The following is a 24,556-nucleotide window of genomic DNA, read 5'->3' on the forward strand; positions in this document are numbered from 1 at the left end:
GCCCGCTCCGCGGGCTACTCGATCAGCACAAGGTGCCCGCTGTGGGCTACTCGATCAGCGTGCAATCGGCGCGATCGTGAGCAGAGACACGCTGGTCGAGTAGCGCGCAGCGCGTATCGAGACCCGGCTCCTGCAGGCAGCGGGTCAGTAGCTCTCGCGGCGGCGCTCCTGGTCGACGACGGCGGCGCGGTCGGAGAGGGCCCGCAGGCCCGCGAGGGGCTGCGCCATCCGGTGGTTGCTGCGGAGGACGGGCTCGGTGCGGTCGAGGAAGGCCCAGTAGCCGGCGGTGACCGGGCAGGCGTTCTCGCCCAGGCGCACCTTCGGGTTGAAGCGGCAGCCGCCGCAGTAGTCCGACATCTTGTTGATGTAGGCGCCGCCGGAGGAGTACGGCTTGGTCGCGATGACACCGCCGTCCGCGTGCTGCGACATGCCGATCACGTTCGCGGGCATCACCCACTCCGTGCCGTCGACGAAGACGTCGACGAACCAGTCGTTCAGCTCGGCCGGGTCCCAGCCGCGCTGCAGTCCCCAGTTGCCGAGCACCATCAGCCGCTGGATGTGGTGCGCCCAGCCGTGCCGGCGCACGTCGTCGAGGGTCTCGTGCAGGCAGTTCGCCTCGATGCCGGCCGGATCGAGGTCGAGCAGCTGCTGCGGGAGCGGGGCCGAGGCGCCGAGGGCCTTGCTGCGCGTGCGGTAGTCCGGCCCGAGATGCCAGTACAGGTGCCAGACGTAGTCGCGCCAGCCGAGGATCTGCCGGACGAAGCCCTCGACGCTCGCGAGCGGGGCGCCGCCCGAGGCGTGCTCGGCCGCGGCGGCGTCGATCACGGCACGCGGGTCGAGCAGGCCGAGGTTGAGCGGTGCGCTCAGCAGCGAGTGCGCCATCGTCCAGTCGCCCGAGAGCATCGCGTCCTCGTAGGTGCCGAAGTCGCCCAGGCGCGACGAGACGAAGTCGGCGAGCGCCGCCTCCGCCTCCGCGGGGGTCGCCGCGAACCGGCGCGGGCCGTCCTCGCCGACGAGCCGGATCGCTCCCTCTCGCTCCCAGCGGGCGAGATCGGCGCGCACCTCCTCGTCGATGTCGTCCTCCTCCGGCCACCACGGATCGGGCAGGCCGAGGCGCGAGGCACCCTTGGGCGGCGGGTTGCGGTTGTCGTGGTCGTAGTTCCAGCGGCCGCCCTCCGGCTGGTCGCCGCGCATCAGGACGCCGGTGCGCTCGCGGCTCCAGCGGTAGAAGTCCTCGAGCAGGAGCCGCTTGCCGGCCTTCGCGAGCGCCCACTCGCGGAAGTCCTCCTCCTCCGTGACGAAGCCGCGGCTGGGCAGGATGCTCATGCCCAGCCTGCGGGCGAGGCGACGGCCGCCCCGGGTCGGCGGGTCGATCACCTCGAGGTCGTCGCGGCCCGCGAGCCCCTCGGCGAAGGTCTCGGCGCGGACGTACTCGGCCCGGTCGCCGAGCTCGCGGCCGCGGTGGCGCAGCGCCGAGAGCAGCAGCTGCGCCTTCGCGCGGTGCATCGGCCGCCGTCCGAAGGCCGAGCGGGCCTCGACGAGCAGCATCGGACCGCCGTCGTCGAAGAGGGGGCCGAGCTGGCCGATGACGCTCCAGCGGGTCCGTGCAGTCCGTGCAGTCATGCTCGGAGGCTAGGCGGCACCGAGGACATCGCGACAGGAGTTGCGCTCCGCGCCCGGAGCATCGATGCGCCTCGAGCCTCGAAGAGCGCAGAGCATCCAAGAGCGCAGAGTGTCAAGGTGCGCGGATGTGCAGCCGCGACACCTTGCACCGGCGGACGCCGTGCAGGATCGTCGACTGCATCCACCCGACGCGATGAGGCGAGGAGCCCCGCCATGGCACACGACGACGAGTTCGAGACCACCACGACCACCGAGAGCGGCGGCACGACCGAGGAGACGACCCGTCGCGGGCGCCACCTCGCGGACGGAGCCGCGGACGGCGCCGGCACCGACGGACACAGCACCGACACCTCGGACGAGGGCGAGTACACCGAGACCGACGGCGTCTCGCACACCGACGGCGAGGAGGAGGGCAGCTACGTCGACACCTCCTCGCACCAGGAGTCGAGCACCGAGAAGGGCAGCTACGTCGACACGGAGGGCTCCGGCCCCGACTCCACCGGCGAGGGCGAGTACACCGACCGCGACGAGTAGTCCGCAGTGCGGGCCGGCCGTCAGTGCTGAGCGGCCGCCCGCTCCCCCGCGATGAACGCGGCGATCGCGTCGGCGCCCGGATGGTCGTCGGCGCTGATCGTCACCACCGCGTCGCCGGCGAACACCAGCAGCTGACCGTAGGCGCCGTGCAGGCGCCAGCACGGGCCGGGCCCGTCCCAGCCGGCGAGGGCGTAGCGCTGGTAGCCCGGGCCGGTGCCGGCGGGGACCCACTCGGAGTGCAGAGCGTCGCTCCACTCCGGGGCGAGGAGCCGCTCGCCGCGCCAGAGCCCGCGATCGCGGATCAGCCGGCCGATCCGGGCGGTCTCCCCGGTGCGCAGCGCCAGCCCGCTGCCGGCGACGATGCGGCCGTTCGGGCAGCGCTCCCACTCCGAGCCCTCGATCCCGAGCGGCTGCAGGAGCCTGCGGTCGACGTAGTCCCCCACGTCGCCCACCCGCGTCTCCAGGAGGCGCATCGCGGTGTAGCTGCTGGCGTTGGAGTACTGGAAGACGAGCCCGCGGGAGGGGCGGCGCAGGAACTCGACGGCGAGGTCGGGCCAGTCGGTCATCAGGGTCGGCGACCACGGCAGGTCGATGCCGCTGGTCATGCTCAGCAGTCGGCGGAGGGTGAGCTCCGCGACCCCCTCGCCCAGGTCCGCGGAGACCTCCGCGGTCAGAGACCGCTCCAGCGGCTCGTCGAGCGAGATCAGGCCCTCGTCGGCGGCCAGCCCCGCGGCCAGCACGCAGACGCCCTTGGCGACGGAGTGCACGTCCTCGCGGACGTCGGGCGTCCAGCGGTGCTCGGCGGCGTCGTCGCCGATCAGCACGTGCAGCCCGTGAGCCCCGAAGCCGACGGCGTCGATGTGCTCGACGAGGCGGTCGCGGAAGGCCTGCGCTGCTGTCGGGTCGGGCGCTGCTGTCACCGGGACAGTCTGCCCCGGCGCGGGCGCTTCCTAAGATCGTGGGCATGGACGAGGACAGCGCACGGGGCACCTGGCGGCGCGAGCCGAGCACCGTCGTCGTCGCCGACACCGGGACGCCGTCGCGCATCGCCGAGCCGTTCGCGATCGCGGCCGACATCGTCCTGCTCGAGGCACCGCACGAGTTCGCGCCGCACCGCCACGAGCTGCATGAGCTGGTCTGGGTCCGCGGCGGCACCATGACGGTCCGGCTCGAGCACCGGATCCTGACCGTGCCCGACGGCTTCGGCGTCTGGATCCCGGCCGGGACGGAGCACGCCGGGCGGACGACCGCGCGCACCGCGCTCTGCGACGCGCTCTTCGACCCGGAGCGCTCGCCCGTGCCGATCACGACGCCGGTCCTCGTCGAGGTGACGCCCGTGCTGGCCGCGCTCCTCACCCGGCTGTCCCGCTCCGACCTGGAGCCTGCGGCGCGGCTGCGGGCGGAGGCGGTGGTCTTCGACGTGATCGCGCCGTCGAGCGAGCAGTACTCCGTCACCGTTCCGCAGGGCGAGCGGCTCGCGCCCCTGGTCGCGGCGCTCCTCGACGACCCGACCGACCGCCGGACGCTCGCCGACTGGGCGGAGCACCTCGGCGTCGGCGAGCGGACCCTGTCGCGGGTCCTGCGTGCGCAGACCGGGCTGTCCTTCCTGCAGTGGCGCCAGGCGCTCCGAGCGCACCGCGCGCTCGCGCTGCTCGCGGAGGGGCGCAGGGTGCAGGACGTCTCGGAGCTGATGGGGCACACGCACCCGAGCACCTTCATCGCGGCGTTCAAGCGGGTGATGGGGACCACTCCGGGCGCGTTCGCGCAGGACCAGCGCGCCGCGGCGAACTGACCACCGGCACCCCGGCGGTGGCCGGAACGCTCTATCGGGTGTCCTCGGCAGCCGATTGCGGACGATCCTGCGGCCACCTAGCCTGAGGAAGGTAAGCCAACCCTTAGTAGGCTTCCTCCTCCAGCGGATCCTCCGCCCGCTCCCCCTCCGACGCAGGACTCCGCCTCCCCATGACTCCCTCCTCCGAGCCTCCGCGTGCGCCCTCGCGCCTCGCCGGCGCCGATCTCGTGCTCGGCTTCGGCCGGCGCACCGTCGTCGACGGCGTCTCGGTGCAGCTCGAGCCGGGCCGGGTGACGGCGCTCGTCGGACCGAACGGCTCGGGCAAGTCGACGCTGCTGCGCGCGCTGGCGCGGCTGCACGCCCCGAGCGGCGGAGCCGTCGTCCTCGACGGCGACCGCCCGGCGACGGCGCTGAGCAGCCGTGACTTCGCCCGCGAGGTGACCCTCTTCGCGCAGAGCCGCACCGCACCGCAGGGGCTCAGTGTCCGCGAGGTCGTCGCCTTCGGCCGCCACCCGCACCGCAGGGCCTTCGCCGGACCGTCGGCCGCGGATCGCGACGCGGTCGAGCGGGCGATGGCCACCACCGGCGTGCTGTCGATGGCCGAGCGGGCGGCCGGCGAGCTCAGCGGCGGCGAGCTGCAGCGGGTCTGGCTGGCGTCCTGCCTCGCTCAGCAGACCGGCGTGGTGCTGCTCGACGAGCCGACCAACCACCTCGACCTCCGCTACCAGGTGGAGACCCTCGATCTGATCCGCGATCTCGCCGAGGTGCACGGCGCCGCCGTCGGCGTCGTCCTGCACGACCTCGACCACGCGGCGCGCGTCGCCGACCGCCTGCTGCTGCTGAGCGACGGGCGGATCCTCGCCGAGGGCGATCCCCTCGCCGTGCTCACCGCGGAGCACATCGAGGCGGCCTACGGCCTGCGGGTCGAGGTCGCGGTGGACGAGCGGACCGGCCACCTGCGCATCGACCCCGTCAGCCGGCACGGCCCTCGCCTTCACGACCCGCTCCACCAGACCCCTGCCCGTTCCCGAGAGGACACCGAAGAATGACCCGCGCCCCCCTCCTCCCCACGGCCCTCGCCGCGGCCGCCGCCGGCGTGCTCCTGCTGACCGGCTGCGGCACCACCGCCGTCGAGACTGCCGATGCCGCCGGCACCGTCGACTCCGCCGAGTGCGCCGCCGACGACACGCCGACCGCCACCGGCGCCGTCTCGCTCACCGACAGCCTCGGCCGCACGGTCGAGCTCGACGCACCCGCCGAGCGGATCGTCGTGCTCGAGTGGCAGCAGACCGAGGACCTGCTGACGCTCTGCGTCGCCCCGGTCGGCGCCGCCTCGACCGAGGACTACGCCACCTACGTCAGCGCCGAGACCCTGCCCGAGAGCACCACCGACGTGGGCGAACGCGGCGAGCCCGACCTCGACACCCTCTACGGACTCGACCCGGACCTGATCGTGATCGAGGCCTACAGCGCCGACGACGAGCTCCTCGCCCAGCTCGAGGAGCGCGACGTGCCGGTGCTCGCGACCATCGGCGCGGACGCGAGCGGCCAGATCGACAACATGAAGGAGGTGTTCTCGCTCCTCGGCGAGGCCACCGGGCGGACCGAGCGCGCAGACACGGTGCTGGCGGAGTTCGACCAGCACCTCGCCGACGCCACGACCGAGGTCGCCGAGGCCGCGCTCTCGACGCCGGAGTTCGTCTTCTTCGACGGCTGGATCGAGAGCGGCAACGTCGTCATCCGCCCGTACGGGAAGGGCGCGCTGTTCACCGAGCTCGGCGAGGAGCTGGGCCTCGAGGGCGCCTGGACGGACGAGATCAACGACTCCTACGGCAGCGGCGGCGTCGACCCCGCCTACGGTCTCGCGCAGACCGACATCGAGGGGCTGACCGCGGTCGGCGAGGCGAACCTGGTCTACTCCAACGACGGCACCCCCGACAGCTACGTGACAGAGCTCGCCAAGAGCCCGGTCTGGGCCGCGCTCCCCGCGGTGCAGCAGGGCCGCGCCTTCGAGTTCCCGCCCGGCGTCTGGGGCGCCGGCGGACCGAAGTCCGGCGAGCAGGCCATCGACGCCTTCGTGGACGTCATCGTCGGCGAGTGACGACGACGTCGGCCGCCGACGAGCGCCGTTCCGACCCGCGCCGTGCGGACGTCCGGACGGCGCTCGTCGGCGTCGGCGTGCTCGCGGCCCTCGCGGTCGTGGTCGTGCTCGTCGGCCTCTGGCACCTGACCCAGGGCACCTCGGGCATCGGCGCGGACGGGCTGCTGCGCGCCCTGCTCGGCGAGGAGGTGTCGGTCGGCGGAGTCTCGGCCGCCGACGTCTTCGCCGGCTCGCGGCTGCCGCGCCTGTCCGCGGGCATCGCCGTCGGGCTCGCCCTCGGGGCGGCGGGCGCGCTGCTGCAGTCGATCTCGCGCAACGCCCTCGCCTCGCCGGACACGCTCGCGGTGACCGCGGGCGCCTACTTCGCCCTGACCGCGGTGGCCGCCTTCTCGGTGGCCGTGCCGCTCTGGGCGTCCAGCGGAGTCGCCTTCCTCGGCGGGCTCGCGGCAGCGGCCGTCGTGCTCGCGCTCAGCGGCCGCGCCGCGGGCACCTCGAGCACCCGGCTGATCCTGGCGGGCTCGGCGATCGCGATGGCGCTCGACTCCGGCACGGCGATGCTGCTGATCCTGTTCCGGGAGAACACCACCGGGCTGTTCGCCTGGGGCAGCGGCTCACTGGGTCAGCTCAACATCGACGCCTCGGTGCGCGCCGCGCCGCTGATCGCGGTCGTCCTCGCGCTGGCCCTGCTGCTCTCGCGCCGCCTCGACGTGCTCGGCCTCGGCGAGGACGGCGCCGCGACCCTCGGCGTCCCGGTCCGCTCGACCAGGGCGCTGGCCGTGCTCTGCGCGGTGCTGCTCACCAGCACCTCGGTCACCCTGGCCGGGCCGATCGCGTTCGTGGGGCTCGGCGCCCCGGTGCTGACCCGGCTGCTGGCGGCGCGGGTGCCGGCGCTGCGTCGGCACGTCTTCCTCGTGCCCGCGTCGGGGCTGATCGGCGCCGCGCTGATCGTGCTCGCCGACGCGCTGCTGCGCGCGATCCTCAGCCCGGAGGGGGCCACGGCGATCCCCACGGGCATCCCGACCGCGGTGCTCGGCGGAGTGGTCATCGTGGTGCTCGCCCTGCGGATGCGCGACGCCGGCTCCGCGCGGACGGCGCGGGCGGTGCGCTCCTCGCTGCGGACGGTCCGGCGCTTCCGGATCGTGCTCGCGGTGCTCGTCGTCCTGCTCGCCGGCACGATCGTGCTCGGGCTGCTCGCGGGCAGCCTGCAGCTGCGCCTGGGCGACGTCGTCCTCTGGCTGCAGAGCGCGGCACCGGACCTCGTCGCCCGCGCCCTCGACGAGCGGGCGCCCCGCATCGCCGCGGCCGTGCTCGCCGGCGCGGCGCTCGCGCTCGCGGGCACCGCGGTGCAGGGCACCGTCCGCAATCCGCTGGCCGAGCCGGGACTGCTGGGCATCACCGCCGGCGCCGGGCTCGGCGCCGTGATCGTCGTCACCACCGGTCTCGGCGGCGGCGGGCGCCCCGTTCTGATCGCGATGGCGGTCGCCGCCGGGCTCGCGACCTTCGGGGTGATCGCCCTGCTCGCCTGGCGCGGCGGCCTGCAACCGGATCGCTTCGTGCTCGTCGGCATCGGCATGGGCTACGCCCTGAGCGCGGTGACCGCCTTCCTGCTGCTGAGCTCCGACCCGTGGCAGACGCCGCGGATCCTCACCTGGCTCTCCGGCACGACCTACGGCCGCTCGCTGCCCGACGTCCTCCCGGTCGCGATCGGGATCCTCGTGCTGCTGCCGATCCTCCTGGGACTGCGCCGCCGCCTGGACCTGCTGGCGATCGACGAGGACACCCCGCGCATCCTCGGCGTCCGGCCCGAGCGCACCCGGCTGGGCGTTCTCGCGCTGGCCGCCGTGCTCGCCTCGCTGGCCGTCGTCGCCGTCGGCACGGTCGGCTTCGTCGGACTGGTCGCGCCGCACCTGGCCCGGACGCTGGTCGGCGCGCGGCACGGGCGCATCGTCCCGGTCGCGATGCTGCTCGGCGGACTGCTCGTCCTCGTGGCGGACACCCTCGGCCGCACGCTCATCGCGCCCTCGCAGCTGCCCGCGGGCCTGATGATCGCGCTGGTCGGTGCGCCCTACTTCGTCTGGCTGCTCCGCCGCACCCGCGACTGAGCGAGGAGGCGGTAGGCGGCGCCGACGGCGAGCACCGCGACGCCGCCCGCGATCGAGGCGGGAGGGAGGGTCGCCACGAGGAGGAGGCAGCCGGCGACGCCGACGACCGCCAGCAGGCGGGGGTAGCGGCGGTGCGGGGCCTCCTGGGTCAGCGCCGCGACGTTCGCGACCAGGTAGTAGAGCAGCACGCCGAACGAGGAGAAGCCGATCGCCGAGCGCAGGTCGGCGACGAGCACCAGGACGACGACGATCAGGCCGACGACGATCTCAGCGCGGCGCGGGACGCTGCGGACCGGGTCGATCACGGCGAGCGCCCGCGGCAGATCGCCGTTCCGCGCCATCGCCAGGCTCGTGCGGCCGATGCCGGCGATCAGCGCGAGCAGTGCGCCGAGGCTCGCGGCCGCGGCACCCACCCGGATCGGCACCGCGGTCCAGGGCCAGGCGGCGGCCGCGTCGACGAGCGGCTGCGTCGAAGCGGCGAGCCGCTCAGGGCCGAGCACCGCGAGCAGACCCGCGCCGACCACCGTGTAGATCAGGACCGCGAGCCCGAGCGCGCCGAGGATCGCCCGCGGGATGGTGCGCGCGGGGTCGCGCACCTCCTCCCCCATCGTGGCGAGGCGGGCGTAGCCGGCGAAGGCGAAGAACAGCAGCCCGGCCGACTGCAGCACGCCGTAGGCGTCGAAGGGGCGGTCGGTGGCGGAGGCGGCCGCCGGGCCGGACGCCGCCGCGGCGGCCATCGCGAGGACGAGCACCACGAGGACGATCGAGAGCAGGATCCGGGTCGCGAGCGCCGTCCGGGTCACGCCGAGCACGTTCACCGCCACGAGGACGACGACCGCGGCCACCGCCACCGGCCGCTCCCAGCCCGCGGGCGCGGCGTAGGCGGCGACGGTCAGCGCCATCGCCGCGCAGCTCGCCGTCTTGCCGACGACGAAGCTCCAGCCGGCCAGGAAGCCGGGCCACTCGCCGAGCCGCTCCCGGCCGTAGAGGTAGGCGCCGCCGGAGCGCGGGTACTGCGCGGCCAGCTGCGCCGTGGAGGAGGCGTTCGCCCAGGCGACGATCGCGGCGAGCGCCAGGCCGAGCAGCAGCCACGGGCCGGCCGCCGCGGCGGCGGGGGCGAAGGCGGAGAAGAGCCCGGCGCCGAGCATCGAGCCGAGCCCGATGACGACGGCGTCGCGGGTGCCCAGGCGGCGGGCGAGGGAGGCGTCGGAGGTCACCGCCCCGTCTTAGCGCACCCGGGCGACGGCCGGGTTAACCTGGGCGTCCGTGCCGAGACCGGGAGGCTCCCATCCGCATCCTCATCGTCGACGACGAGATCAACCTGCTCGGTGCGCTCGAGGCGGGCCTGGAGGGCGAGGGCTTCGCCGTCGACACCGCCACGACCGGCACCGACGCGCTCTGGCTCGCGCAGGAGGCGGAGTACGCGGCGATCGTGCTCGACCTGATGCTGCCCGACATCAGCGGCTTCCGGGTCTGCGAGCGCCTGCGCGCGGCCGAGGACTGGACGCCGATCCTGATGCTCACGGCGAAGGACGGCGACCTCGACCAGGTCGAGGCGCTCGACACCGGCGCGGACGACTACCTCACGAAGCCGTTCTCCTTCCCGGTGCTGGTCGCGCGGCTGCGGGCGCTGATCCGCCGCGGCGCCGCCGAGCGGCCGACCGTGCTCACCGTCGGCGACCTCGTGCTCGACCCGGCCGCGCGCCGGGTGGAGCGCGGCGGGGTCGCGATCCCGCTGACGGCGCGCGAGTTCAGCGTGCTGGAGTACCTCGTCTCGCGCGCGGGCGACGTCGTCCCCAAGCGCGACATCCTCGGCGCCGTCTGGGACTTCGACTTCGACGGCGATCCGAACATCGTCGAGGTCTACATCCGGACGCTCCGCAACAAGATCGACCGGCCGTTCGGCCGCGAGACCATCCGCACCCGGCGCGGCGCGGGCTACTCGGTGCTGCCGTGACGCGGCGTCGGCGCTCCCTGCGCTCCCGGATCACGCTCGCGGCGACCGCCGTGGTCGCCCTCGCGGCGGTGCTCGGCGCGGCCGGCTTCCTGCTGGTGCTCTCCTCCGTGCTCGCGGGCAGCTCCGCGACAGCGGCCGAGACCGAGGCGGAGCGGATCGCGACCCTCGTGGAGCGCGGCGGCGCCGACGCGGTGCGGGCTTCGGAGGGCGTCGTGCAGCTGATCGTCGACGGGCGCGTGGTCGCCGCGGGCGAGGACGCGGACGATCTGCCGGCGCTGGCGACCGAGGAGCGCGACGAGCCGTTCACGACGACGCCGGCGGACGAGGATCCGCTGGTCGTCGCGACAAAGGAGCTCGACGACGGCTCGCTCGTCGTCGTGGGCGTCCCCGACGAGGGCCGGGCGGAGGCGCTCGCGACGACCGCGGGCCTGCTCGCGGTGGCCGTCCCGCTGCTGGTCGCCTTCGTCGCCGCCGTCTGCTGGATCGTCGTCGGCCGTGCGTTGCGGCCGGTGGACCGGATGCGCGCTGAGGCGGACGCGGTCACCGCGGCGGCGCTCGACCGCCGGATCGCGGAGCCCGGCTCCGGCGACGAGATCGACCGGCTCGCGCAGACCCTCAACCGGATGCTCGGGCGGCTCGAGGACGGCCAGGAGCGGCAGCGCCGGTTCGTCTCGGACGCCTCGCACGAGCTGCGCTCGCCGGTCGCGGCTTTGCGCCAGAGCGCGGAGGTCGCCCTCGCGCATCCCGACCGGCTCGACGCGGCCCGGCTGGCGACGACCGTCGCCGAGGAGTCGGTGCGGATGGGCGGCCTGATCGAGGGCCTGCTGCTGCTGGCGCGCGCCGACGAGGCGCGCCTGGCCGTGCTGGCGGCCCCGGTCGACCTCGACGACCTGGCGCTGCGCGAGGTCCGGCGGCTGCGCGACTCCGGGATCACCGTGGACGCCTCGGGGGTCTCGCCGGTGCAGGCGGTGGCCGACGAGGCCCTGCTCGGGCGCGCGCTGCGGAACCTCGTCGACAACGCGGTCCGGCACCGCGCCTCGCGGCTGGCGATCGCGACCCGCGGCGAGGGCCCGACCGCGGTGCTCGTCGTCGACGACGACGGACCGGGGATCCCGTCGGCCGACCGCGAGCGGGTGATCGAGCGCTTCGTCCGGCTGGACGAGGGGCGCGCCCGCGACGCCGGCGGCTCGGGGCTCGGGCTCGCGATCGTCGCCGAGATCGCGGCGGCGCACGGCGGGAGCGTCGCGATCGAGGAGTCGCCGTGGGGCGGCGCGCGAGTGACGCTCCGGGTGCCGCTGCACTGACCGGAGCTGCAGGGGGCCGCTTCAGGCTGGCTTCAGCGGCGCCGCGGGACAGTGGCTGCGGCGTCGACGAGCGGCGCCGGAGACGGAGCGGATCATGCAGAAGAAGACCGGGATCATCGTCGGAGTCGTGGGCGCGATCGTGCTCGTCGGAGCTGGCACGGGCATCGCCTTCGCCGCGACCGACGGCTTCGAGCGCTCGGACGCGCTGACCGGCACCGACCTCGACCGCGCGAGCGAGGTCGCGATCGCCGAGATCGGCGGCGGGACCGTGACCTCGGCCGAGCGCGACGACGACGGCACGCCGGGCTACGAGCTCGAGCTGCGCGGCGACGACGGCCTCGAGTACGACGTGCGGCTGGACGACTCCTTCGGCGTGCTCATCGTCGACCCCGACGACGACGCGGTGCGCGGCGCCGACGGCACGAACGGCAGCACGGACGACGGCACGACCGGCACCACCGAGGACAGCACCACCGGCGTCACCCGCGCAGTCGACCCCGACGACCTCGTCGGCGAGGAGCTGACCCGCGCGAGCGAGGCCGCGATCGCCGCGGTCGGCGGCGGCACGGTCACCGAGGCCGAGCGCAGCGACGACGCCGATCACGCCTTCGACGTCGAGATCACCCGCGCCGACGGCACGGACGTGGACGTCGACCTCGACGCGTCCTACGCGGTCGTCCGCACGGAGGAGTAGCCCCCGCGAGCGGGGGGGCTCAGCCCTGCCCCGGCCCGTTCCCGTCGCCCGGGTTCTGGCCGCTCTCCGGGCTCCTCCCGTTGCCGTTCCCCCCGCCGTTGCCACCGGAGTTCCCCGGTCCCTCGACCGGCTCCTCGACCGGTGCCGGCGAGGCGGGCGCCTGCACCGCCGGAGCGCCGGTGGCCGGCGTCGTCGCGGCGGGCGCGGGCGACTCCTCCTCGGGCGGCTCGGTCGGCTCGACGGGCTCCGTCGGCTCGGTCTCCTCGGGAGTCGGCGACGGCTCCTCCTCGGGGGTCTCCACCGGGGCCGGCGTCTCCTCCTCCGGGGTCTCCTCGGCCGGCGGCTCCTCCTCGACGGGAGCGGTCTCCTCCGGCTCGGGCCCGGTCGACTCCTCGGGCGCGGGGACGGCCGCGATCAGCGCGGCGAGGTCGGCGCGCACGATGTCGGCCTGGGTCCGGATCGCGGTCGCACGGTCTTCCTGCACGGTCCCGCCGGCGATCGCCGCGTCGAGCGTCGCCTGGAGCGCGTCCAGCTCGGTCAGCGCTCCGGCCCAGTCGTCGGCCGACGCCTTCTCGGCGACGGCGACGACCGCGTCGTCGAGGGCCTGCGCGGTGCCGTCGTCGATCGACGGGTCCGCGGCGGAGCAGCCCGACAGCACGAGCACCGCGGCGAGCACCGCTCCCCCGGCCCGCAGCCTCAGACCCGCACGCCTCACGCCCCTCACGAGCGGATGCTCTCGCGCAGCTGACGCAGGTGCTCGCCGAGCTCCCCGTCGACGGCGGGCAGCGGCGACTGCGGACCGTCGAACAGGACGAGCACGAGGCCGATCGCGACGGCGACCAGCGCGAGCACCACGACGATCAGCCACGGGCTCGGCCCGGTGCGGCGCCGAGCGGCCGCGGGCGGAAGGACGGGCGCACTCGGCGCGACCCGCGTCGTCGTCGCCGTGGCGGGCGCCGCCCCCGGCAGCAGCTCGGTCGCGCCCATCGGCAGAACCGACGTCGCGTCGAGCAGCTCGGTCGCGGCGGACGTCGGGGCGAACCGCTCGGTGGCGGGCATCCGCTCGGTCGGCGGCGGTCCGGACGGCTGCCGGACCGGCACGTCGGGGACGACGATCGCCGTCGGCGGGCCGTCGCGCCGCGGGTCGATCAGCGCACGCGCCGACTCCGCCACCTCGATCGCCGTGGGGCGCTCGGCCGGCTCGCGCCGGGTCATCGCGTTGAGCAGCGCCGACCAGCCGCCGCCGAGCGAGTCCGACACCTCGGGGTCGCGCAGCAGCCGGGCGAGGGTGACCTCGATCGCCGACCCGGTGAAGGGGCGGCGGCCGGTCAGCGACTCGAGCAGCACCAGTCCGAGGGAGTAGACGTCGCTGGCCGAGGTCAGCACGTCGCCGTGCGCCTGCTCGGGGCTGAGGTAGGCGGCGGTGCCGATCAGCGTGCCCGGCGAGGTGATGCGGGTGGCGTCGATCAGGTAGGCGATGCCGAAGTCGGCGAGCTTGGGCCGGAACTCGCGGCTCGTCAGCGGGCTCGGCACGAGCAGCACGTTCGAGGGCTTCACGTCGCGGTGCACCACTCCGGCCGCGTGCACGGTGTGCAGGGCCTCGCCGAGGTCGGCGGCCATCGACGCGACGTCATTCGGCGCGACGGGGCCGGTGGCGAGGCGCTCCGCGAGGCTCGGCCCCTCGGCGAGCTCCATCACCATGTAGGCCTGGCCGCCGGTGTCGTCGCCGCCGTCGTCGGCGTCGTAGAGGGTGACCAGCGCGGGGTGGTTGAGGGCCGCGAGCAGCCGGATCTCGGACGACTTGCGCTGCAGGTCCTGCGCGTCGTCGATGCCCGGCGCGAACATCTTCAGCGCCACCGATCGGCCGAGGATCTCGTCGCGCGCCCGGTAGACCGTGGCCATCCCGCCCCGGCCGATCAGCTCCTCGATCGTGTAGCGGCGCCCGATCGTCGTGCCGACGACGCGGTTCTCGCCCGTTCGGTGGGATGACACGGTTCCTCCTCGGGCGGATGCTGCGGCAACGCCGCGCCCCCCGGTGCGACCGTCTCCCCAGGGTAGTACGTCCGTCTTCCGAGGCGCAGGACTCGACCGGGGGCCCGCGGGCTGTCAAGCGGGTGCCCGCCCCTGAACCCGCGCGTAGCGTGGCTGGTCCCGACGAAAGGTAGGCACATGGACGAGGACGACCAGGGATCGACGATCGGCGCGACGGACGGCGCGGCTCCGGCCACGGCGAACGAGAGCGAGACGATCGAGAAGGACCGCGCGGAGTCGCCGGGCAGCGAGCGCGAGACCGAGGTCCGCCAGAACCAGGACCCCACCACCAGCCGGACGGAGGTCTCCGGCTCGGCCGAGGTCATCTCCGTCCCCGGCACCGGCGGCGCGGACGACGTCGGCACCGTCGAGGTCGACCCCGACGAGGTGTCGCTCAACGGCAAGCCGTTCCCGGGCCACGCCGGAACGAAATGATCCGGCCCACCCCGGGAACCCCGCCCATCAGCCGGCTCCGCCGGCGGGCGGGCCACGCCGGAACGAAATGATCCGGCCCACCCCGGGAACCCCGCCCATCAGCCGGCTCCGCCGGCGGGCAGGCCACGCCGGACCGAAGTAGTCGCTCTGCACTTCGCAGTGGACGCGCGGAGCCCGGTCATGCTGGTCGAGTAGCCCCGCAGGGGCGTATCGAGACCCGCCGTCACCGGAAGGGCGGTCTGCAGACTCGTCTTCTGACGCGAGTGGATCTCGATACCCCCGCTCCGCGGGCTACTCGATCAGCATGGCCCGCTCCGCGGGCTACTCGATCAGCATGGCCCGCTCCGCGGGCTACTCGATCAGCATGGCCCGCTCCGCGGTCACTGACCACGTCCTATCCGACCGGGTCGAGCAGGCCCGGGTCGTGGCGGTCGACCGTCCGCGCGTTGTTCACGCGGCGGTCGACCGGGTACGCGGTGATGGTCGACGCGACCGCGACCGACGCCCGGTCGAGGGTCGCGAGCATCTCCTCGCTGGAGGCGAGCGGCTCCGGGCTCAGCCAGGCGTCGCGGACGTCGGGCGTGAGGAAGACGGGCATCCGGTCGTGCACCTCGCCGGAGGCGTCCCGCGCCTCGCGGGTGATGATCGTGAAGGAGACCCGCCACCCGTCGCCCTCCTTGCGCGCCGCGTAGAGGCCGGCCGCGGCGAGGATCGGCTCCTCGCCGTGCAGGAACCACGGCTGCTTGCCGTCGGCGCGCGCCTCCCACTCGTAGTAGCCGCGCATCGGCACGATCGCGCGCTGCTTGGCGAAGGCCCCGCGGAACAGGCCGTTCGAGGCGACCGTCTCGAGCCGCGCGTTGATCGGCGACGGCCCCTTCCCCTTCGCCCAGGAGGGCCGGAAGCCCCAGGAGGCCAGCTCGATCTCGCGCTCCAGCGACTCCTCGTGCCGGTGCTCGCGCACGATCGGCGCCGCGTCGGTGGGGGCGACGCTGAAGTCGGGCGCCCAGTCGGCCGCCCGGCCGCCCGCCGCCACGAACTCCGCGATCAGGGCGTCGGTCTCGGAATCCATCGCGAAGCGTCCGCACATGCGGGCGACACTACGCCGGACCACCGACGGCGGCGAGGACCGGGTCCCGCCGCCCGCGGCGGATCGTCGCGACCGCGAGCCCCGCGACCATCACCGCACCGCCGATCAGCACCCCGACCGAGGGCACCTCGCCGAGCAGCACCCACGCCGACAGCACGCCGACCACCGGCACCAGCAGCGTGAACGGCACGACCGACGCGGCCGGGTAGCGGGCGAGCAGCGAGTTCCAGATGCCGTAGCCGATCAGCGACGCGAACACCGCGGTGTAGAGGGTGCTGAGAATCGCCGCGAGCGAGAGTCCCTGGAGCGCGTCGGCGATCGCGGGCCCGCCGTCGACGAGCAGGGAGAGCAGCAGCGCCGGGATCGGCACGACCAGCGCCGACCAGACCACCAGCGACAGCCCCGAGGCGCCCTTCGCCCGCCGGGTCAGCACGTTGCCGATCGCCCAGGACAGCGCGCCGCCGAGGCAGACCACGAACGGCAGCCAGGGCGCGACGGCCCCGTGCGAGAGGGCGACGATCACGAGCCCCGCGACGCCGACCACCAGGCCGATGCTCTGCCGCCGCGTCGGCCGCTCCTTCAGCAGCACCGCCGCGATCAGCACCGTCAGCACGATCTGCGCCTGCACCACCAGCGACGCCAGCCCCGCGGGCATCCCCAGCGCGAGCGCCAGGTAGAGCAGGGCGAACTGGCCCAGGCTCATGAACGCGCCGATCGTCGCGACCGTGCGCAGCGGCGCCGCCGGCCGCGGCACGAGGAACACGGCCGGCACCGCGACCACCGTGAACCGCATCGCCAGGAACAGCAGCGGCGGCACGTCCGCGAGCCCCACGTCGATCACGACGAAGTTCAGCCCCCAGAGCAGGACGACGAGGAGGGCGAGGAGGCTGTGCCGGCGGGTCATGCCCCCAGACAAGCGCGGATGACCCGGCAGCACCAGCGCACGTCCGCACCGCCGACCCGGTAGCGTCGCTGCATGGTCGGACCCCCTGCAGGCATCGCGAGCCCCGCATGACCGCGAGTGCCGCGTGATCGAGCCGTCCGCGCTGCGCGCCCTGATCGCCGTCCGCGACTGCGGCACGGTCGCCGCCGCGGCCGACGCGCTCGGCTACACCCCGTCGGCCGTCTCGCAGCAGCTCAAGCGCCTCGAGCGCCAGTCGGGCGGCGCCGTCGCCGAGCGCTCCGGCCGCGGCGTGCTGCTCACCGCGCACGGCCGGACCCTCGCCGAGCGCGGCGAGCGCCTCCTCGCCGAGCTCGAGGCGCTCGGGCACCTCGGCACGGTCCCGGCGGAGGAGGTGACCGGCACCCTGCGGGTCGTCGCGTTCTCGACCGCGATGCGCGGACTCCTCGTCCCCGCCCTCGCGCGGATCCGCGAGCGGGCGCCCCGGCTGCGGCTCACCCTCGACGAGCTCGACCCGTGGGAGGCGTCGCGGCGCCTCGAGCGGGGCGCGGCCGACCTGGCGATCCTGCACGATTGGCCGGGCCTCGCCCTCGAGCTCCCGCCGGACACCATCGAGACCGAGACCCTGCTCGAGGACCGCGCCGACGTCCTCCTCCACCGCGCGCACCCGCTCGCCGGCAGCGCCGAGATCGCGCCGAGCCGCCTGGCCGACGAGACCTGGGTGAGCATCCCGGCGGGCGCGATCTGCCACGCCTGGCTGCTGCGCACCTTCGCCGGCACCGGTCGCCAGCCCGACATCGCCTACTACGACGAGGACTTCAGCACCCACATCGCCCTGGTCGAGGCGGGACTCGCGGTCGCGCTGGTGCCGCGGCTGGGCCGCGAGCCGCTCCCGGAGGCGGTGGTCGCCGTCCCCGCGGTCGACCCCGTCTCGACACGGGTCGTCAGCGCGGCCTGGCGCCGCTCGGGCCGCGGGAACCCCGCACGGGCGGTCGTGCTGGAGGCGCTGCGCGCCGTGTGCTGACGAGCGGGGAGCACCGGCCGGCGAGGCTCAGCCGACGACGCGGCTCTTCGCCGACCAGAAGCGCATCAGCGCACCTGCCGCGATCGAGCCCGCGGCACCGGCCGCGAGGTCGCCGAGCGTGTCCTCGTAGCCGACGAAGATCGACGGGTCGACGAAGCGGTGCCCGGCCCACTCGCCCCACTCCCAGAGCACGCCCATCGAGAGGCCGAAGCACGCGCAGAGCACGATCGCCGGCGCGAGCGGCCCGCGGTCGCCGGCGACGGTCGGCACCACTCCCGCGCGCGCGGCGACGATGTAGGCGACGGCCGCGACGAGCCCGTTCAGCACGAAGTGCACGACGAGGTCCCACGACGCCCAGGCCTGGTAGAGCCCGAGCACGCTGCTCCAGGAGGCGATCAGCAGCGCCAGGCCGAACGTGGCGTCCAGAGCCGGCCGGATCCCGAGGAACCGCGGCAGCACCAGCCCGATCGAGGCGAGGGCGAGCACCGCGACGTCGACGAGGTCCCAGCCGAGCACCGCGGCGACGATGCTCAGCGCGCCGAGCGCGCGGACCGCGTCGGCGAACCACTCGCCCGGAGTGCGCGGAGGCTCCATGAAGGTCGAGATCAGGACGGGCTCGTTCTCGGGGCGGGATCTCACAGCGGGTCGGGTCACGGCTTCGTGAAGCGGAGCACGGCCTGGACCGCCTCGTGGTCCGAGCCGGGCGCCGTCCCGTAGCGCGTCGTGTTGATCGCCGCCGAGACGACCTCGAACGCCCCGGCGCTGACCGTGAGCCAGTCGATGCGGCGCCCCGCCTTCGGCGCGCGGTAGTTGGAGTAGGTGCCCCAGTGCGGGGTGAGGTGCGTGCCGGCGACGACCCAGGAGTCGGCGAGCCCGCCCTCGTCGAGCAGCGCCCGGTACGGGGCCGTGCCGACGTCGGTGTTGGTGTCGCCCATCACGATCGCGGGCCGGCCGAGGTCGGTGACCCGCTCGGCGACGAGCTCGGCCGACCGCAGCCGCGAGCGCCGCGAGAGGTGGTCGAAGTGCGTCGCGACGACGGTGAGCTCGCGGTTCGTCGCGTGGTCGGTCAGCTCCGCGATCACCGCGGTGCGGGGGATCCGGTTGCCCCAGCTGCGCGAGCCGGCGACGTCCGGAGTGGCGGACAGGGCGATCTGCGACCAGTCGCGCACCGCGAAGCGGCTCCGGTCGACGAAGAGCATCACGCGCTCGCCGCCGCGATCCGCGTCCCGGCCGAAGCCCATGCCCTCGAACGAGGCGCCGAGCGACTCGTGCACCCACTGCGCCTGATCGGGCAGCGCCTCCTGCGCCGCGAGGATCGACGGGCTCTCCTCCTGCAGCAGGCGCCGGACGAGGGGCTTGCGGCGCTCCCACTGATCGACCGCGCGGGCGGTCAGACGGGGCATCCGCCGGCGGATGTTGTAGGTCATCACGTGCAGCTCGGGCGCCGCGATCGGACCGATCAGCGGAGTCGGGTCGGTCATGCCTCCACCCTACGGCGGCCGTCGGAGCTGCCCGGGAGGCTTGCGCAGTCGCTCCTGCGCACCCCTACTCTTCGAGGATGACCCTCTCGCCCGCGCTCGCGGCACTCTCCGACGCCTCGTTCGTCTCCCTCACCACCTTCCGGAAGACCGGGGTCGGAGTGTCGACGCCGGTGTGGATCGCCCGGGACGGCGCGGACCTGATCGTCACGACTCCGCGGAAGAGCGGCAAGGTCAAGCGCCTGCGCAACGACCCGCGGGTGACCCTCGTCCCCTGCGACCGCCGCGGCCGCGTCGCCGACGGCGCGGCCGTCCTCGAGGCGGAGGCGCACATCGTCTCCGACGCCGACACCGTCGAGCGCCTCGGCCGCGTCTTCCTCCGCGAGTACCGCCTCGAGTACCGGATCTTCATGCTCATCGAGCGGATCGTCTCCCGCGGCGACCGCACCCGCGTGATGCTCCGCATCGCGGACCGCTGAGCGAGCCCTCCCTGCCGGTCGACGGACCGCTGAGCGGGCCCTTCCTGCTGGTCGAGTAGCCCCGCAGGGGCGTCTCGAGACCCGCCGTCCTCAGCAGGGCGGGTCTGCAGACTCACGTCCTGACGCCGGTGGATCTCGATGCGCCCGCTCCGCGGGCTGCTCGATCAGCAGGGACGTCTTGCCTACACCCCGGCCGCCGGTGGCGGATAGGGCTACGGCTGCGGGGTGCCGCGGCACTACGGTGGGGCGTCGCACGCCGGTGCCACCGCGCCTCCCGCGCACGCCGGCGCACGCAGAAGGAGCACGTATGAGCATCGGAGCAGGGATCTTCCTCCTCGTCGTCGGCGCGGTCCTCGCGTTCGCCGTGGACGTCCAGGTGGCCGGGATCGACCTCAAGCTGGTCGGCTACATCCTCATGGCCGCAGGAGCGGTGGGCCTCGTCCTCGGCCTCGTCCTGATGACGCGGCGCCGTCAGGCCGTCTCGACCACCCGCTCGGCGGTCGACCCCGCCAGCGGCGAGCAGGTCACCCGTCGCACCAGCGAGGGCAACGGCCCCGTCGTCTGACCCGGGGAACGAAGGAGGGGCGTCACCGGCATCGCCGGGGGCGCCCCTCTTCTCCTTCTCGGAGCCCGGTGCGACTACTCGTCGTCCGGCTCGCCACCGGAGACGGTGTCCGTGTCGCCGCCGCCGCTGGACGTGTCGGTGCCGGTGCCGTCGGGGAGCTCCTCGGTCTTCTCGGTCTTCTCGCTCTCGGTGCCGTTGCTGCTGTCGCTGCTCATCGCCGCTCTCCCTTCGCCCCGGCGCTCTGCCGGGACGACCACTCTCCTCCGCGTCCGTCCCGGAGCGCCAGGGGGTGGCGGCGGCGGCCGCAGGAGGACACGATGTGCCGACGCCGCTGGCACAATCCCCAGCGGCAGGGCCCTCGCCTCCGGTTGACTGGAGGCGCTCCGCCGACCGACGGCGGCACTCTGGAGGAGACATGGCGAACCACCGATTCGAGCTGCGGTCCGGACGCGGGATGGGCGTCTCGGCCGCCGGCGACCCGATCGCCGACCGGCTGGTCGTCTTCTGCCACCCCACTCCCGGCGCCGGCGGCTTCGACCCCGACCCCCTCGTCACCGGCCCCTGGGGCCTGCACCTGCTCATCCTCGACCGCCCGGGCTACGGCGCCTCCGACCCCGTCGACGCGCAGCACGGCCGCGTGCAGGACCGCGCCGACGACCTCGCGGAGTACCTCCGCCGCTCCGAGCGCACCGCCCGCGACGTCGACGGCGCCCGCTTCGGCAGCGTCGGCGTGGTCGGCTGGGGCTCCGGAGGCGCCTTCGCGCTCTCGCTCGCCGCGCGGCACCCGGACCTCGTCGACCGCATCGCGATCGTCGGCACTCCCGCTCCCCCGCAGGCCGGCGCGCTCGTGCACCCCACGTCGGCCTGGGAGCGGCGCCAGACGCTGCCGGGTGAGGACGCCGCCGGGATCGCCGCGACGCTCCCCGAGGACGTGCCGGGTCTCGACTCGCTCGGCGTCGACCCCGGCGACCCGGTGCTCGCGAGCCACGGCGGGCTCCGCAACCGGCTCGAGCGGATGCTCGGCGAGGGCTGGCGCCAGGGCCCCGGCGGCGCCGCGACCGACCTCGTCGCGCTCCGCGACGGCTCCTGGGCCGACGAGCTCGACCGGGTCACCGCCGAGGTGCTGATCGTGAACGGCGACGCGGACCCGGTCGCCGGGTCCGAGGACGCGCGCTGGTTCCGCTCGCACCTCGCCGACGCCCGCTCCGCGACCGTCGACGGCACGGGCCGGCTGGCGCTGGTGCGCGAGTGGCGCCGCATCCTCGACCACGTCGCTCCGCTCGAGCGCGGCGCGCAGGGCCGATGACCCGCCGCGCCCTCCGCCGACGCGGTTCCGCCCGCCGCGGGGCCGCACGACTCGGCGCCGGACCGCTCGCGCTCGTCGGCGCGATGGCGGTGTCCGGAGCGATCCACCTCGCGCGCCCCGCCGTGTTCGAGCGCGCCGTCCCGCGGGCGATGCCCGGCTCGGCCCGCACCTGGGTGCTCGTCTCGGGCGTCGCGGAGCTCGCCTGCGCCGCCGCGACGCTCCACCCGCGGACCCGCGCCGCCGGCGGTGCCGCCTCCGCCGCCCTGATGGCCGGGGTCTTCCCCGCCAACGTGCAGATGGCGCTCGACGCCCGGCGCCCGCGGACCCGGGCGATCACCCTGCTGCGGCTGCCGCTGCAGATCCCGCTCGTGCTCTGGGGCCTGCAGGCCGCGCGCTCCACCCCGCGCTGAGGCCGCCCGCCGAGGCGGACGCAACCCCGAGCGGGGTCAGGGAGTGCGCTGCTACCGTCCAGGCATGAGCGACCAGAAGGCGGATGATCGCCGAGACCAGCTGACCAGCGCACCGAGGGCGACGGAGGCCGACGCGGCCCCGCGCATCGACGTGACGACCACCCCCGCGGGCGACACCCGCATCGACATCCGCGACGACGCCGCCGTGCGCCCGGGCCGGGTCGACGCCGACGGGAACGAGCTCGACGAGGACGAGGACGGCGCCGATGTCTGAGCTCAAGCGCGCCGCGATCGTCTACAACCCCGTCAAGGTCGACCTGGAGGCCGTGCAGGCCGCGGTCGCGCGCGCCCAGGAGGCCGCCGGCTGGGACGAGACCCTCTGGTTCGAGACCTCGGTCGAGGATCCGGGAGCCGGCCAGACCAAGGAGGCGCTCGAGCAGGGCGTCGACACGGTGATCGCCGCGGGCGGCGACGGAACGGTCCGCGTCGTGGCGGAGGCGCTCCTGGGCTCGAAGGCCTCGCTCGCGCTGCTCCCCTCGGGCACCGGCAACCTGCTCGCCCGCAATCTGAACCTCACCCTCGACGACGTGGACAACGCGCTGACCGTCGCCTTCTCGGGCGAGGACCGCGCGATCGACATCGGCATGATCGACATCGAGACCGCGAAGGGCCGCGACCGCAAGGCCTACGTGGTCATGGCCGGCCTGGGCATCGACGCGAAGATGCTCGCCAACACCGACGACGACCTGAAGAAGCGCGCGGGCTGGCTCGCCTACGTCGACGCGCTGCGGAAGGCCCTGCTGGACAAGAACCAGCTCGAGTTCCGCTACTCGCTCGACAAGGCGAAGACGCGCAAGGTGCGCGCGCACACGATCATCGTCGGCAACTGCGGCGCCCTGCCGGCGAACATCCTGCTGCTGCCGGACGCGGCCGTGGACGACGGCGAGTTCGACATCGTGCTGCTGCGCCCCGAGGGCTTCCTCGGCTGGGCGCAGATCATCTTCAAGGTGGTCTGGGAGAACGGCGTGCTGCGCCGCAGCGGTGTGGTCGGCAAGAAGCTGATGGGCCTGACCAAGGAGGTCTCGGCGCTGCGCTACGTGAAGGGCCGCGAGCTCGTCGTGCGCCTGGAGAAGCCGCAGGAGATCGAGCTGGACGGCGACCCGTTCGGCACGACCTCGGCGTTCCGCACCTGGATCGAGCCGGGCGGACTGACCGTGCGGGTGCCCGCCGCCTGAGCGGGAGCGCGGACCCGCCGCCTGATCGGCAGGCGGCGGGCAGCGGCGAGCGACTGCGGCGCGGGTTCGGGTCCCGTACCCCATGCGCTTGCATGGACAGAGCGACCCTAGTGCGGATTCCGTCGTGAGGGCAATGGATTCCGCGCCTTCGACCCCCGATCCGTCGCGGAACAGGTGGTTCTGCTCAGCGGACCGCGCCGATCGCAACGGATTCCGCACGGCGCGCCGGGAGCCGCCGTCGTGCGGTGCGCCTCTCCGCCGAGGCGTCTCCCCGCCCGTCAAGCGGGAGAACCGGGTCCGGTCCCTCCACTACGGTTCCCCCCATGGGCTTCTTCGACCGCAACGACCCCCCGGCCACTCCCCCGGCCGCTCCCCCGGCCGCACCCCCCGCCGAACGGCGGCCGACGGTCTGGACCGACGGACTCGGGCGGTTCGCCCTCCGCTGCCTCCAGGCGCTCATCGTCCTCGGACTCGCCGCGGTCCTCGTCTTCGCGATGACCCAGCTGACGCTGGTGCTCATCCCGGTGCTGATCGCGATCATCCTCGCCTCCGCGATCCACCCCCTCCTCGCCTGGATGCGCCGCAGGGGCGTGCCGTCGATCCTGGCGACCTGGATCGCGCTGATCGGGCTGCTCGCGATCCTCGGCGCCATCGGCTGGCTGATCACCGTCGCGGTCCGCAACCAGTGGGACGAGCTGGTCAGCAGCGCCTCCGACGGCATCGCCTCGCTGCAGGACTACGTGCAGCACCTGCCGTTCCAGATCGACGAGCAGCAGATCGAGGACGCCCGCCAGAGCGTCGTCGACTTCCTCACTTCGAGCTCCTTCGGCTCCGGCGCCCTCGCCGGCGCGGCGGCCGCGGCGAACTTCGTCACCGGCCTGGTGCTGATGATCGTCGTCCTCTTCTTCTTCATGAAGGACGGCCCGAAGATCTGGGAGTTCCTGCTCCGCCCCTTCACCGGCTCGAGCTACGACCGCGCCAAGCGCGTCGGCGGCAAGACCGTCGACGTCCTGGGCGGCTACATCCGCGGCACGGCGACCGTCGCCGCGGTCGATGCGATCGGCATCGGCGTCGCGCTGGCGATCCTGCAGGTGCCGCTGGCCCTCCCGCTCGCGGTCATCGTCTTCCTCACCGCGTTCATCCCGATCGTGGGAGCGACGGCCGCCGGCATCCTCGCCGCGCTCGTCGCCCTCGTCGCCAGCGGACCCGGTGCCGCGCTGATCGTGATCATCGTGGTCATCGCGGTCAACCAGCTCGAGGGCAACTTCCTCCAGCCGGTCGTGATGGCCCGCTCGCTCAAGCTGCACCCGCTGATCGTGCTGATCGCCCTGACCATCGGCACCGTGCTCGCCGGCATCGTCGGCGCCGTGCTCGCCGTGCCGATCGCCGCGGTCGCCTGGGGCATCGTCTCGGTCTGGAACGGCCCCGACCGCCCGGCCGAGCCCGCCCGGCAGAAGCGCGACGAGAGCGTCTGACCCCCTCGGATCTCCGGCCCCGC

At 74.4% G+C, this 24,556-nt stretch carries 27 protein-coding genes; 17 read left to right on the forward strand and 10 right to left on the reverse strand.

Annotation, left to right across the window (positions count from 1 at the left end; translation table 11 throughout):
* Positions 1 to 144 precede the first annotated feature (144 nt).
* On the reverse strand, positions 145 to 1,623 hold the full coding sequence (locus HRK28_RS06510; protein ID WP_173250750.1) for a cryptochrome/photolyase family protein: 1,479 nt from the start codon (positions 1,621 to 1,623) through the stop codon (positions 145 to 147).
* A gap of 213 nt (positions 1,624 to 1,836) precedes the next feature.
* Here HRK28_RS06510 and HRK28_RS06515 point away from each other — a divergent pair, with 213 nt between their 5' ends.
* Positions 1,837 to 2,157 (forward strand): hypothetical protein, encoded by a 321-nt coding sequence (locus HRK28_RS06515; protein ID WP_160087223.1) that lies wholly within the window; start codon positions 1,837 to 1,839, stop codon positions 2,155 to 2,157.
* Between the two features lie 20 nt (positions 2,158 to 2,177).
* On the opposite strand, the gene HRK28_RS06520 is transcribed toward HRK28_RS06515, so the two are convergent.
* Positions 2,178 to 3,077 carry a serine hydrolase gene (locus HRK28_RS06520; RefSeq protein WP_173250751.1) on the reverse strand — a complete coding sequence of 300 codons (900 nt, stop codon included), beginning with the start codon at positions 3,075 to 3,077 and terminating at the stop codon, positions 2,178 to 2,180.
* 44 nt (positions 3,078 to 3,121) lie between these two features.
* Between HRK28_RS06520 and HRK28_RS06525 the strand changes: the two genes are divergently transcribed.
* The 4 genes from HRK28_RS06525 to HRK28_RS06540 all read left to right on the forward strand — a co-directional run bounded on the left by HRK28_RS06525 (position 3,122) and on the right by HRK28_RS06540 (position 8,152).
* Positions 3,122 to 3,949 carry a helix-turn-helix domain-containing protein gene (locus HRK28_RS06525; RefSeq protein WP_173250752.1) on the forward strand — a complete coding sequence of 276 codons (828 nt, stop codon included), beginning with the start codon at positions 3,122 to 3,124 and terminating at the stop codon, positions 3,947 to 3,949.
* 170 nt (positions 3,950 to 4,119) lie between these two features.
* Complete coding sequence (locus tag HRK28_RS06530) at positions 4,120 to 4,998, forward strand: ABC transporter ATP-binding protein (protein WP_173250753.1); 879 nt, start codon at positions 4,120 to 4,122, stop codon at positions 4,996 to 4,998.
* A complete protein-coding gene (locus HRK28_RS06535) occupies positions 4,995 to 6,050 on the forward strand; it encodes an ABC transporter substrate-binding protein (RefSeq protein WP_173250754.1) in 1,056 nt (351 codons plus the stop codon). Before HRK28_RS06530 ends, HRK28_RS06535 begins: the two co-directional genes overlap by 4 nt.
* Complete coding sequence (locus tag HRK28_RS06540; protein ID WP_173250755.1) at positions 6,047 to 8,152, forward strand: iron ABC transporter permease; 2,106 nt, start codon at positions 6,047 to 6,049, stop codon at positions 8,150 to 8,152. The genes HRK28_RS06535 and HRK28_RS06540 overlap by 4 nt, the downstream gene beginning before the upstream one ends.
* On the opposite strand, the gene HRK28_RS06545 is transcribed toward HRK28_RS06540, so the two are convergent.
* Complete coding sequence (locus HRK28_RS06545) at positions 8,116 to 9,369, reverse strand: APC family permease (protein ID WP_173250756.1); 1,254 nt, start codon at positions 9,367 to 9,369, stop codon at positions 8,116 to 8,118. The two genes, HRK28_RS06540 and HRK28_RS06545, sit on opposite strands and share 37 nt — an antisense overlap.
* 71 nt (positions 9,370 to 9,440) lie before the next feature.
* On the opposite strand from HRK28_RS06545, the gene HRK28_RS06550 reads away from it, so the two are divergent.
* From HRK28_RS06550 to HRK28_RS06560, 3 genes are all read left to right on the forward strand, one after another.
* Positions 9,441 to 10,109, forward strand: coding sequence for a response regulator transcription factor (locus HRK28_RS06550; protein WP_173251006.1), 669 nt, complete (start codon positions 9,441 to 9,443; stop codon positions 10,107 to 10,109).
* The gene (locus HRK28_RS06555; RefSeq protein WP_173250757.1) at positions 10,106 to 11,413 is read left to right on the forward strand and encodes an ATP-binding protein; all 1,308 of its coding nucleotides are present in this window, start codon (positions 10,106 to 10,108) and stop codon (positions 11,411 to 11,413) included. The genes HRK28_RS06550 and HRK28_RS06555 overlap by 4 nt, the downstream gene beginning before the upstream one ends.
* 94 nt (positions 11,414 to 11,507) lie before the next feature.
* Positions 11,508 to 12,107 carry a PepSY domain-containing protein gene (locus HRK28_RS06560; RefSeq protein ID WP_173250758.1) on the forward strand — a complete coding sequence of 200 codons (600 nt, stop codon included), beginning with the start codon at positions 11,508 to 11,510 and terminating at the stop codon, positions 12,105 to 12,107.
* Between the two features lie 19 nt (positions 12,108 to 12,126).
* On the opposite strand, the gene HRK28_RS06565 is transcribed toward HRK28_RS06560, so the two are convergent.
* Together HRK28_RS06565 and HRK28_RS06570 are read right to left on the reverse strand one after the other, a co-directional pair.
* Complete coding sequence (locus tag HRK28_RS06565; RefSeq protein WP_173250759.1) at positions 12,127 to 12,831, reverse strand: hypothetical protein; 705 nt, start codon at positions 12,829 to 12,831, stop codon at positions 12,127 to 12,129.
* Positions 12,828 to 14,099, reverse strand: a complete 1,272-nt coding sequence (locus HRK28_RS06570; RefSeq protein ID WP_160087203.1) for a serine/threonine-protein kinase — start codon at positions 14,097 to 14,099, stop codon at positions 12,828 to 12,830. Before HRK28_RS06570 ends, HRK28_RS06565 begins: the two co-directional genes overlap by 4 nt.
* A 177-nt stretch (positions 14,100 to 14,276) precedes the next feature.
* Between HRK28_RS06570 and HRK28_RS06575 the strand changes: the two genes are divergently transcribed.
* Positions 14,277 to 14,573 (forward strand): hypothetical protein, encoded by a 297-nt coding sequence (locus HRK28_RS06575; protein WP_160087201.1) that lies wholly within the window; start codon positions 14,277 to 14,279, stop codon positions 14,571 to 14,573.
* A gap of 394 nt (positions 14,574 to 14,967) precedes the next feature.
* Here the strand turns inward: HRK28_RS06575 and HRK28_RS06580 are convergent, their stop codons facing one another.
* The gene (locus HRK28_RS06580) at positions 14,968 to 15,660 is read right to left on the reverse strand and encodes an SOS response-associated peptidase (RefSeq protein ID WP_173250760.1); all 693 of its coding nucleotides are present in this window, start codon (positions 15,658 to 15,660) and stop codon (positions 14,968 to 14,970) included.
* Positions 15,661 to 15,670: 10 nt separating this feature from the next.
* Positions 15,671 to 16,564, reverse strand: a complete 894-nt coding sequence (locus HRK28_RS06585; RefSeq protein ID WP_173250761.1) for an EamA family transporter — start codon at positions 16,562 to 16,564, stop codon at positions 15,671 to 15,673.
* 124 nt (positions 16,565 to 16,688) lie between these two features.
* Between HRK28_RS06585 and HRK28_RS06590 the strand changes: the two genes are divergently transcribed.
* Positions 16,689 to 17,585 carry a LysR family transcriptional regulator gene (locus HRK28_RS06590; RefSeq protein WP_160087195.1) on the forward strand — a complete coding sequence of 299 codons (897 nt, stop codon included), beginning with the start codon at positions 16,689 to 16,691 and terminating at the stop codon, positions 17,583 to 17,585.
* 27 nt (positions 17,586 to 17,612) lie between these two features.
* Here HRK28_RS06590 and HRK28_RS06595 read toward each other — a convergent pair whose 3' ends face one another.
* Entirely contained in the window at positions 17,613 to 18,224 is a 612-nt protein-coding gene (locus tag HRK28_RS06595; RefSeq protein WP_173250762.1) for a hypothetical protein, read from the reverse strand.
* 11 nt (positions 18,225 to 18,235) lie between these two features.
* Positions 18,236 to 19,066: an endonuclease/exonuclease/phosphatase family protein gene (locus HRK28_RS06600; RefSeq protein WP_173250763.1), complete on the reverse strand. Its 831-nt coding sequence runs from the start codon at positions 19,064 to 19,066 to the stop codon at positions 18,236 to 18,238.
* Between the two features lie 77 nt (positions 19,067 to 19,143).
* Between HRK28_RS06600 and HRK28_RS06605 the strand changes: the two genes are divergently transcribed.
* Entirely contained in the window at positions 19,144 to 19,542 is a 399-nt protein-coding gene (locus HRK28_RS06605) for a PPOX class F420-dependent oxidoreductase (protein WP_160087189.1), read from the forward strand.
* Between the two features lie 307 nt (positions 19,543 to 19,849).
* The gene (locus tag HRK28_RS06610) at positions 19,850 to 20,107 is read left to right on the forward strand and encodes a DUF6458 family protein (RefSeq protein ID WP_173250764.1); all 258 of its coding nucleotides are present in this window, start codon (positions 19,850 to 19,852) and stop codon (positions 20,105 to 20,107) included.
* A gap of 74 nt (positions 20,108 to 20,181) precedes the next feature.
* Here HRK28_RS06610 and HRK28_RS06615 read toward each other — a convergent pair whose 3' ends face one another.
* Entirely contained in the window at positions 20,182 to 20,322 is a 141-nt protein-coding gene (locus HRK28_RS06615) for a hypothetical protein (protein WP_160087185.1), read from the reverse strand.
* A gap of 200 nt (positions 20,323 to 20,522) precedes the next feature.
* Here HRK28_RS06615 and HRK28_RS06620 point away from each other — a divergent pair, with 200 nt between their 5' ends.
* From HRK28_RS06620 to HRK28_RS06640, 5 genes are all read left to right on the forward strand, one after another.
* A complete protein-coding gene (locus HRK28_RS06620) occupies positions 20,523 to 21,413 on the forward strand; it encodes an alpha/beta fold hydrolase (RefSeq protein ID WP_160087183.1) in 891 nt (296 codons plus the stop codon).
* Positions 21,410 to 21,823 (forward strand): hypothetical protein, encoded by a 414-nt coding sequence (locus HRK28_RS06625; protein WP_254304503.1) that lies wholly within the window; start codon positions 21,410 to 21,412, stop codon positions 21,821 to 21,823. The genes HRK28_RS06620 and HRK28_RS06625 overlap by 4 nt, the downstream gene beginning before the upstream one ends.
* Before the next feature lie 64 nt (positions 21,824 to 21,887).
* Positions 21,888 to 22,097, forward strand: a complete 210-nt coding sequence (locus tag HRK28_RS06630) for a multidrug transporter (protein WP_160087181.1) — start codon at positions 21,888 to 21,890, stop codon at positions 22,095 to 22,097.
* A complete protein-coding gene (locus HRK28_RS06635; RefSeq protein ID WP_173250765.1) occupies positions 22,090 to 23,058 on the forward strand; it encodes a diacylglycerol kinase family protein in 969 nt (322 codons plus the stop codon). The genes HRK28_RS06630 and HRK28_RS06635 overlap by 8 nt, the downstream gene beginning before the upstream one ends.
* 323 nt (positions 23,059 to 23,381) lie before the next feature.
* Positions 23,382 to 24,533 (forward strand): AI-2E family transporter, encoded by a 1,152-nt coding sequence (locus HRK28_RS06640; protein ID WP_173250766.1) that lies wholly within the window; start codon positions 23,382 to 23,384, stop codon positions 24,531 to 24,533.
* Positions 24,534 to 24,556 lie beyond the last annotated feature (23 nt).

The sequence above is a fragment of the Rathayibacter sp. VKM Ac-2835 genome, assembly GCF_013266705.1.
GTDB lineage: Bacteria > Actinomycetota > Actinomycetes > Actinomycetales > Microbacteriaceae > Rathayibacter.

What these genes read in the sequence shown, in the direction of transcription:
- HRK28_RS06510 (WP_173250750.1), bottom strand. Translation starts at nt 1,623, where the DNA reads ATGACTGCACGGACTGCACGGACCCGCTGGAGCGTCATCGGCCAGCTC.
- HRK28_RS06515 (WP_160087223.1), top strand. Translation starts at nt 1,837, where the DNA reads ATGGCACACGACGACGAGTTCGAGACCACCACGACCACCGAGAGCGGC.
- HRK28_RS06525 (WP_173250752.1), top strand. Translation starts at nt 3,122, where the DNA reads ATGGACGAGGACAGCGCACGGGGCACCTGGCGGCGCGAGCCGAGCACC.
- HRK28_RS06530 (WP_173250753.1), top strand. Translation starts at nt 4,120, where the DNA reads ATGACTCCCTCCTCCGAGCCTCCGCGTGCGCCCTCGCGCCTCGCCGGC.
- HRK28_RS06535 (WP_173250754.1), top strand. Translation starts at nt 4,995, where the DNA reads ATGACCCGCGCCCCCCTCCTCCCCACGGCCCTCGCCGCGGCCGCCGCC.
- HRK28_RS06560 (WP_173250758.1), top strand. Translation starts at nt 11,508, where the DNA reads ATGCAGAAGAAGACCGGGATCATCGTCGGAGTCGTGGGCGCGATCGTG.
- HRK28_RS06575 (WP_160087201.1), top strand. Translation starts at nt 14,277, where the DNA reads ATGGACGAGGACGACCAGGGATCGACGATCGGCGCGACGGACGGCGCG.
- HRK28_RS06580 (WP_173250760.1), bottom strand. Translation starts at nt 15,660, where the DNA reads ATGTGCGGACGCTTCGCGATGGATTCCGAGACCGACGCCCTGATCGCG.
- HRK28_RS06585 (WP_173250761.1), bottom strand. Translation starts at nt 16,564, where the DNA reads ATGACCCGCCGGCACAGCCTCCTCGCCCTCCTCGTCGTCCTGCTCTGG.
- HRK28_RS06600 (WP_173250763.1), bottom strand. Translation starts at nt 19,066, where the DNA reads ATGACCGACCCGACTCCGCTGATCGGTCCGATCGCGGCGCCCGAGCTG.
- HRK28_RS06605 (WP_160087189.1), top strand. Translation starts at nt 19,144, where the DNA reads ATGACCCTCTCGCCCGCGCTCGCGGCACTCTCCGACGCCTCGTTCGTC.
- HRK28_RS06610 (WP_173250764.1), top strand. Translation starts at nt 19,850, where the DNA reads ATGAGCATCGGAGCAGGGATCTTCCTCCTCGTCGTCGGCGCGGTCCTC.
- HRK28_RS06615 (WP_160087185.1), bottom strand. Translation starts at nt 20,322, where the DNA reads ATGAGCAGCGACAGCAGCAACGGCACCGAGAGCGAGAAGACCGAGAAG.
- HRK28_RS06620 (WP_160087183.1), top strand. Translation starts at nt 20,523, where the DNA reads ATGGCGAACCACCGATTCGAGCTGCGGTCCGGACGCGGGATGGGCGTC.
- HRK28_RS06625 (WP_254304503.1), top strand. Translation starts at nt 21,410, where the DNA reads ATGACCCGCCGCGCCCTCCGCCGACGCGGTTCCGCCCGCCGCGGGGCC.
- HRK28_RS06630 (WP_160087181.1), top strand. Translation starts at nt 21,888, where the DNA reads ATGAGCGACCAGAAGGCGGATGATCGCCGAGACCAGCTGACCAGCGCA.
- HRK28_RS06635 (WP_173250765.1), top strand. Translation starts at nt 22,090, where the DNA reads ATGTCTGAGCTCAAGCGCGCCGCGATCGTCTACAACCCCGTCAAGGTC.
- HRK28_RS06640 (WP_173250766.1), top strand. Translation starts at nt 23,382, where the DNA reads ATGGGCTTCTTCGACCGCAACGACCCCCCGGCCACTCCCCCGGCCGCT.